Origin of the sequence: Acetobacter senegalensis, from assembly GCF_001580995.1 — a bacterium.
Lineage (GTDB): Bacteria > Pseudomonadota > Alphaproteobacteria > Acetobacterales > Acetobacteraceae > Acetobacter > Acetobacter senegalensis.
The window spans coordinates 1-7,923 of sequence record NZ_LHZU01000069.1; the positions used below are offsets into that span (position 1 = coordinate 1).

Sequence of the window (7,923 nt, forward strand, 5' to 3'; positions counted from 1 at the left end):
CCGGAAACGGGACAGCCCCGCACGGCGATGAAAGACGAAGACCCTCACACCCCTTTCCCGGCCCGCCTCAGTGCGCGACGGGCTGCAGAAACCGCGCTACGTCCTGCGGGGCAAGCTGGGGATGCAGGATCGCCCGCATCGCCCCGCGCCCGAGATAGCGGAGATCATCGTTGAAGTCCGCCAGACGCGGTGACAGCACGAGGCACTCGACCCCGGTCTCCTGCGTCCGGGCCAGCAGGGTCGTCACCGCATGGTCTCCGGCCGGGTCGTCATCACGCAACACGTAGAGGCGACGCAGCGTGGGCGGAAACGTCATGGCGGCGAGATGCGCCGAGGACAGGCAGGCGGCCAGCGGCAGATCGGGCATGATTTCGCGGAGCGACAGCACCGTCTCGATCCCCTCACCTGCCGCCAGAACGTCGGACACAGTGCCGAAGCGCACGGCGTTGCCAAGTAGGTCGCCCATCGCCCGACGGGGAATTTCGACAGGCGCCTTGCCGCGTCCGTCGCGCGCCAGCCAGGTGCGATGAACGCCGGTCACGCGGCCTTCAAGATCGGTCACACCGGCGATCATCGCGGGCCAGGTCTCGGTCGGACTGTGCTCGTCCGGACGATAATAGCAACGTGGATGGAAGCGCAGGGCTCCGGTTCCGTGCAAAAGCGTCATGTCGCGTCTGCGGAGATACGCTTCTACGGGCGTGCCCGTGATCGGCCCGGACATGGCCCAGAGCCGACGCGCGGCCTCGGAAGAACTGGCAGGTCCACGTTCCTGAACCGGACGATCCCGCGACAGCGGTCCCGGATCGGGGCGCGGCCGGCTGAGGAAGACGCGCGCCTCATCGGCCACGTCGCGGAAATCCACCAGGCCGAGGCTTTCGCGGATCACGTCGAGCAGGTCGCCATGCTCGCCGGACTGCGCGTCGGTCCATTTTCCGGCCCTGCCGTTGGCGGTGTCGTGCAGCCGGACAAACAGCGACCGCCCCGGCGTGTTGCGCACATCACCAACCAGCCAGTAATTGCCGTGACGGCGACCGGCGGACAGATACCGCCGACACACTGCCTCTGCGTTCTCCGCCAGACGACGGGCGAGATCGCCCGCGTCATGCAAGGTCATCGCCCCGCCCTCCTGTGTCGGGATCGCCTCTGTTCAGGGCGATCGCCAGCCAGCGATCGGTGGTCATCCATGAAATCGTCCTGCGCCTGCCAAGGTCAAGCAGATGCGCGCCGCCGCTGAAGGCGCCAATCCGGGCACGTGAGGCCGTATTGGCCCATTGAAATCCCCATCGCCCCCGCAACCGGAATGTCCGTGCGCAGCGTAGCACGAATTCCACGACCTGATGCGGATCGCCGGTTGTCTCGTCGTGCATCCAGAGCTTGGTGCCACCATATTCCGGTTCTACGGAAAGCCGGAACCCGTCAGAGGGCGGATCTTCCGCCGCCAACTCATCCATGAACGCGTTGTAGAGATCGAGCGCCTTTGCGGCATTGCCCACGGTGCCTACATCGAGCACGCAGGAAAAATGCGTGAAGAAATCAGCCATCGGAAAAACTCCCGAAACGAAAAAGCCCGGCGCAGTGGCCGGGCTCGTAAAAACGTCTTTGCGGAAAGACAGAAAAGCGGCTTTCAGCACGCACGCTCCATCAGCCTGCGGGCCTTCTCCTCCAGATCCAGCCGCGTATCCTGATTGGCCTTCGTCCGCGCCAGTGCGGTAATGCCCTGCACGAAATCGAACACGCTCTCGGGCTTGCGTCCCTCCTCGTTCAACACCGTCTCGATGATCTTCGTGGTTTCCGGTTTAGAGAACCCACGACGACGCAGGAACGTTTCCCGATCATCATCGTTCTTCGCCACCAGAGCGCGGCGCGAGGCCTGAATGCCCGAAACGAATGACGCCGGACTGGCCGTGGCGAAATTTCGCAGGGCCGGTGTCGCCTGATGCACGAAACGCGAGGCCGCGAACTTGCTATGCCGGATCGTAATCTGTTCGAAATTCTCCACGCCCCAGAGCATTCTGTTCTGACACACTCCGCGCAGATAAAATGACGCGATGCCAAGGCTCTTGCTGCCGACTTCAGAATTCCAGGCATAGAAGCCCCGGAAATAGAGATCGGGATCGCCATTGGGCAGGCGTCCGGCTTCAATGGGATGCGTGTCGTCGACCAGAAACAGGAACACATCCCTGTCTGACGCATACAGCGTCGTGGTTTCCTTCGTGATGTCCACATACGGATTATGGGTCATGGTCGCCCAGTCGATGACACCCGGCACCTTCCAGTTGGTGTCGCCCGTACCGTCGCCAGCGATCTTGCTTACCGCGCCCACCAGTTCATGGTCCCAGATGCGGCCATAATCGGGACCGGTTACGGCGCGCAGCTCGACGCGACCGTCTTCCGTCTCCAGTGTTTTCACCAGTTCGGCGCGATGCGACAGCAGCCCGTGCTGCAGGTTGATCGCCGCCAGTGGCGCTGGAAGGTTGCGCAGATAGGACGACGGCGCGCCGACAAGGCTGCACATCTGGCCGAACGACCAGTGTGTCGGTGCGATCGGCTCGTTCTGTCCCGGCACGGTCAGGGTCACGCGCTCGGCATTATCGCGCGAGGCCTCGACGCGAATGCTCCGGCTTTCCACCGTGCGAGCGGTGGCGCGCTCGGCACGGGCAAGTGTGGCCGCATGCAGGTCGGACAGTGACAGGTAACGTTCGTCGTCGGGACGGGAAAACCATTCGGACGAGACGCGGGCGCTGCGGCTGCCACGCGAAGGATCTATCTTAAAGCCGCCGGACGCAGCACCACGGGGTGCTGGGGGCAGGATGGTGGTCGTGGTCATGGAAAACTCTCCTCTAATGCCGGTTATTCGGCACCAAAGGCGAAGCCGCCCTCTTCCTCCCATGACTACTTCCCGCACAGTATCCCATCCGACTACGGAGACACCCCGCCCCTCGTCCCGGAACACGGCGAGGCCGCTGCCTCGCTGACATCACGGCGGCAATGGAGGGGTGAATGGGAGGCCGGTTATCGGGCCGCTGCCACCTGTCGGCTTGATGCCATCGTCATGCCCATCGCGTCCCTCTGTGGCGGATGGCGCTCGGAGCAATGACAGTTCAGGGCGAAATTCATTTCAACGCCGGGAAGGCCGAGCGTGTTTCCCCTTCTAGCGCTTGGCGATTGCGGCCCGGTTACGGAGGGCTTCGTAGATAGGCGCCTCTTTCATCCCGTCCGCGACGAGCATCGCCGCGAAGCTCCCCGAAAGGAGCGGCAGCAGCAGGCTGGTGGCACTGGTCATCTCCGTGACGAGAATGATCCCCGTCAGGGGAGCGCGGACGGACCCCGCGAACATCGCCGCCATTCCGACAATAACGAAGGGAACGGTATCGCCCGCGAGACGCGGATCAAGCGCATGCGCGATATTGCCGCAGCCGAGCCCGGCAAGTGCGCCGAGCGCCAGCATAGGCGCGAACAGGCCGCCCGGCGTCGCGGCCGCATAGGAGAGCGCTCCCAGAGCCAGACGCAGGACGAACAGCCCCGGGATGACCGACCATGTGATGGTGCCGTCGATCGCCTTTTGCGTGAGCCAGTCTCCGCCTCCCGCCAGATGCGGGGTCAGCCAGACGACGACGCCTGCCAGAGCGCCGATCAGCGCCGCGCGCGTCTCCACTCCGACCGGCAGACCTTCCGCGAACCGCAGTGTTGTAAGGACAGTCCGGTTATACAGGACGGAGAGGACACCCATCGCGAGCCCGGTCAGCAGGAACAGGAGCTGGGTCGAAACATCGATCACTGTGGGCGCTACAGAGACCATGAAATCCGGGTTGCCGCCCAGCATGGCGCGGGCCACGAGAATGGCGGAGACGGAGGCTCCCAGTGCCGAGCAGACCGTGCGGGCTTCGAACCGGCCGACGAGTTCTTCCAGAACGAAGATGGCCCCTGCTCCCGGCGCGTTGAACGCCGTCGCGAGACCCGCCCCGGCGCCCGCCGCCAGCAAGACCCGACAATCCGACCGGCCGAGCCGAAGCAGGCGGCCGATCGTGTTCGCCGCCGAAGCGCCCATCTGCACGCTCGGTCCTTCGCGCCCGAGCGCCAGCCCGCCGCCGATCGCGAGCAGACCGCCGACGAATTTCACCGGGACGAGGCTCGCCGAGGAAGCGGCCGTCGTGCCGGCCAGAACGGCCTCGACATGCGGAATACCGCTGCCGGAGGCGAGCGGGGCCAGCCGCCGCACCATCAGCGCCGCAAGGAAGGAGGCAAGGCTCGATGCCGGAATCAGGAGCAATCCGGCGGGAAAGCCGTGCCATGGACCAAGAGCGAGCGCCGTGCGCAACCCGTCAGCCCATTCGAGGAGCAGCCGGAACGACCCGCAGATCGCGCCCGCGACAAGGCCCGTCAGGATGGACAGCAGGGAAAGAACCGTCAGGCCGCACGGAGGATCGTTTTCAGGCGTTTGTATCACGAGGTCTTTCCAAGCCGAAGCGCGTTGGTGATGACCGTGACGGAAGAGAGCGCCATGGCCGCGCCTCCGATCATAGGCGACAGCAGAAGCCCGAATACCGGGTAGAGGACGCCCGCCGCGACCGGGATGCCGATCCCGTTGAACAGAAACGAGAACGCCAGATTCTGCCGGATGTTGCGCATCGTGTCATGCGCCAGTGTCCGGGCGCGGACCAGTGCGCCGAGACTGCCATGCGCCAGCGTAATGCCCGCGCTCTCGATGGCGACGTCCGTCCCCGTACCCATGGCAATGCCGACAGACGCGGCGGCGAGCGCGGGCGCGTCGTTCACGCCATCCCCCGTCATCGCCACATGCGCACCCGCCGCCTCAAGCCTCCGGATAATGTCCGCCTTGTCCTGCGGCTTCAGTCCGGCGTGGATTTCGGCAATATTCCCAGCGACCTTCGCCACAGCCGCTGCAGTCGCCTCATTGTCGCCCGTGAGCATAACGATGCGCAACCCGTCGGCGTGCAGGGCCGCGAGCGCCGCCTTCGTATCCGCCCGCAGGGGATCGGCCACCGCGATCAGCCCGGCCAACCTGCCATCAATGGCGACGAACATCACGCCCGCGCCGTCCTGACGCCGCGCCCCGGCCGTCGCCTCCAGCGGCGCGGTATCGGCCCCCGCCTGCTTCAGCCGTTCGGCATTGCCGATCACCACCTGATGCCCGTCCACTCTTCCGCTGACGCCCAGACCGGGCTGCGAGGCGAAATCCCCGACCGGCGCGGGTTCGCCGTGGCGCTCCTTCAGCGCCCGGACCACGGCCTGCGCCAGCGGATGCTGCGACTGCGCCTCGACCGACGCCGCCAGACGCAGCACCTCATCCTCCCGCCAGCCCTCCGCGACGTCCAGCGCGATCAGCTTCGGATGCCCCTCGGTCAGCGTGCCGGTCTTGTCCACGACCAGCGTGTCCACCTTGTCCAGTGCCTGCAATGCGCCGGCATCGCGCACCAGCACACCCTCGCGCGCCCCGCGCCCGGTGCCGACCATCACCGACATCGGCGTCGCCAGCCCCAGCGCGCAGGGGCAGGCGATGATCAGCACCGAGATCGCGTTGAGCAGCGCGTGACCGAAGCGCGGCGCCGGACCGACGGCATACCAGACGATGAACGTCACGACGGAGACGGCCAGCACCAGCGGCACGAACCAGCCCGAGACGCGGTCCGCGACGGTCTGGATCGGGGCGCGCGAGCGCTGGGCCGAGGCGACCATCTTCACGATGCGCGCCAGCATCGTGTCGCTGCCCACTGCCTGTGCCTTGATCTCCAGACTGCCTGTGCCGTTGATGGTGCCGCCTGTCACCGGATCGCCGGCTTTCTTCTCGACGGGCGCGGGCTCGCCGGTGATCATGGACTCATCCACGCTCGACGCGCCGTCCAGCACCGTGCCGTCAACGGGGACGGATTCTCCCGGCCGGACGCGCAGCCGGTCGCCCTTCATGACGTCCTCGACCGGGACATCCTGTTCCCTGTCGTCGGCACCGATGCGGTGCGCCTGTTTCGGCGTGAGGTCCAGCAGGGCGCGGATGGCATTGCCGGTCGCCGCACGGGCGCGCAGTTCCAGCACCTGACCGAGCAGGACCAGCGCCACCACGACGCCCGCCGCCTCGTAATAGACAGGCAGCGTGCCGTCCGGCATCCGGAAGGTCGCAGGGAATACATCGGGCACGAAGGTCGCGGCAAGGCTGTAGCCGAAAGCTGCGCCGACGCCGAACATGATCAGGGTGAACATGTTGAAGTGCAGCGTGCGCAGCGAAGCGAGGCCGCGCTGGAAGAACGGCAGTCCCGCCCAGCAGACGATGGGCAGGGTGAGCACGAGCTGAACCCAGGGCGAAAGCGCGGGCGAAACAAGGTGCAGCCCGACATCGCCGCCCATGGAGACGATCAGCAGGGGAATGGCGAGCGCTCCAGCTACGATCAGGCGCCGCGTGAAATCCTTCAGTTCGGGGCTTTCCTCGGACTGACCCGTCGGTTCCTCCGGTTCGAGCGTCATGCCGCAGAGCGGGCAGTTTCCCGGATGGTCCCGCCGGATCTGCGGGTGCATCGGGCAGGTCCAGATGGTGTGCGATCCGGCGGAAGCGGGCGCGCCCTTCACGGGACGGCGGGACGCCTGTTCATGGTCATGGCGCATCATGTCGTGCGCCATCCCATGATGATCCATTCCCGGCATCGGCGGCATGGTGCCGGCCTCGTTCGCCGGCTGAAGCGTCATGCCGCATTTCGGGCATTGGCCGGGATGCGCTTCCCTGACTTCCGGGTGCATCGGACACGTCCAGACTGTCTCATGCGTGGAAGGATTCGGATCGTCCTGCTGATGCGTCTGCTGCATGCCGTTTCTCTTGAATGATCTAGTAGGAGTAGCCGAGCGTCAGCTACCGACTAGCACGTTTCGAAGGAAATGGCGGAACGACCGCTTGCGAGAACAGCTTCGCATTTCCGCGATGGCTGACATGTAGGCGCAAGCTGCCACGACATCTCGCTCTCCCGGACTGCGCCAAAGTTCTTAGGTGGTGTGTCGAATACTACATAAATCCGGGAAATTATGGTTGTGCGTCCGTTATGCCGTCTAAAGCGCGTTGATACGGCGCTAGCCTGTCGGCAAGATAAAGACGGTTCATCCGCCTTAACTCGTCAGGCGCGCCCGGCGTCGTGGGCGCGTCCTTCGTGATCATGCCGCGCAACACTTTCATGGTGTTTAGAACGACCGCAGCAATATCTCTCGCCAATGCCTCATCCAACCCTGGCGCACAGACACGCAACGCTGCGGCAATTCCGGCTATGGCATGTCCTCGTGCACGATCACGGATCTCCATCCTGTCAGTCCGTGCCTCCATCAGCGCGGACAGGGATTTCACGCAAGGATGAAGCGTGACAAGCAGTTCGATGAGAACGTCCGCCAGAGCGTCCGGCGAGAGCATGGCTGCACGTTTGGCGAGCGCCGCGTATTCATCTTCCAGAACAGCGATATGCCGCTGCACCAAAGCGTCCGCCACTGCCTCCTTGTTCGGAAAGAAACGATAGAGCGAGCCGATCTTCGCCCCGGCACGCGCGGCGATCTCCGTCATGGTCGTCGCCTCGTAACCTCGTTCCGCCATGAGGTCGGACGCGGCTTCCAGCAATTCCTCGACGCGCTGACGCCCAGCCGCGCGCAGCGGCTGAAGAGATGTTCGTTTACCCCTTGACGAATTTGAGTCCATCCTCAAATAATACCTCTGTTTGAGTACCTACTCAACTTCTTAACGTTTCCGCGTGTTCCCGACAACGGTTCGGGATGGCGGTTCTAACGCCGATAGGGAAGGTCTTGCCATGATTTCACTTCCGGCCACTAAGACGGCCCTCGTTCTGATCGATCTCCAGAAGGGTATCACGGGGCTTCCTCTGGCTCCGACACCGGGGGATGCGATTGTGGAGCGCTCGAAAGCACTCGCAGCCCGCTTCC

The 7,923-nt window shown here is 64.7% G+C and carries 6 protein-coding genes and 1 pseudogene; 1 reads left to right on the forward strand and 6 read right to left on the reverse strand.

From position 1 onward, the window contains the following. Nucleotides 1-67: 67 nt before the first annotated feature. The 6 genes from AD948_RS00865 to AD948_RS00890 all read right to left on the reverse strand — a co-directional run bounded on the left by AD948_RS00865 (nucleotide 68) and on the right by AD948_RS00890 (nucleotide 7,681). Nucleotides 68-1,114 (reverse strand): DUF7146 domain-containing protein, encoded by a 1,047-nt coding sequence (locus AD948_RS00865; RefSeq protein WP_061470297.1) that lies wholly within the window; start codon nucleotides 1,112-1,114, stop codon nucleotides 68-70. After that, nucleotides 1,101-1,541, reverse strand: a complete 441-nt coding sequence (locus AD948_RS00870; protein WP_061470302.1) for a hypothetical protein — start codon at nucleotides 1,539-1,541, stop codon at nucleotides 1,101-1,103. Before AD948_RS00870 ends, AD948_RS00865 begins: the two co-directional genes overlap by 14 nt. Nucleotides 1,542-1,624: 83 nt before the next feature. Continuing rightward, nucleotides 1,625-2,827 (reverse strand): hypothetical protein, encoded by a 1,203-nt coding sequence (locus AD948_RS00875; protein WP_061470298.1) that lies wholly within the window; start codon nucleotides 2,825-2,827, stop codon nucleotides 1,625-1,627. A gap of 324 nt (nucleotides 2,828-3,151) precedes the next feature. Beyond that, a complete protein-coding gene (locus AD948_RS00880; protein WP_061470299.1) occupies nucleotides 3,152-4,447 on the reverse strand; it encodes a chloride channel protein in 1,296 nt (431 codons plus the stop codon). Beyond that, a complete protein-coding gene (locus AD948_RS00885) occupies nucleotides 4,444-6,813 on the reverse strand; it encodes a copper-transporting P-type ATPase (RefSeq protein WP_061470300.1) in 2,370 nt (789 codons plus the stop codon). Before AD948_RS00885 ends, AD948_RS00880 begins: the two co-directional genes overlap by 4 nt. Nucleotides 6,814-7,024: 211 nt before the next feature. Continuing rightward, nucleotides 7,025-7,681 (reverse strand): TetR/AcrR family transcriptional regulator, encoded by a 657-nt coding sequence (locus tag AD948_RS00890; RefSeq protein ID WP_061470301.1) that lies wholly within the window; start codon nucleotides 7,679-7,681, stop codon nucleotides 7,025-7,027. 109 nt (nucleotides 7,682-7,790) lie between these two features. Here AD948_RS00890 and AD948_RS18560 point away from each other — a divergent pair. After that, a pseudogene (locus AD948_RS18560) lies at nucleotides 7,791-7,923 on the forward strand (hydrolase); the annotation flags it as partial.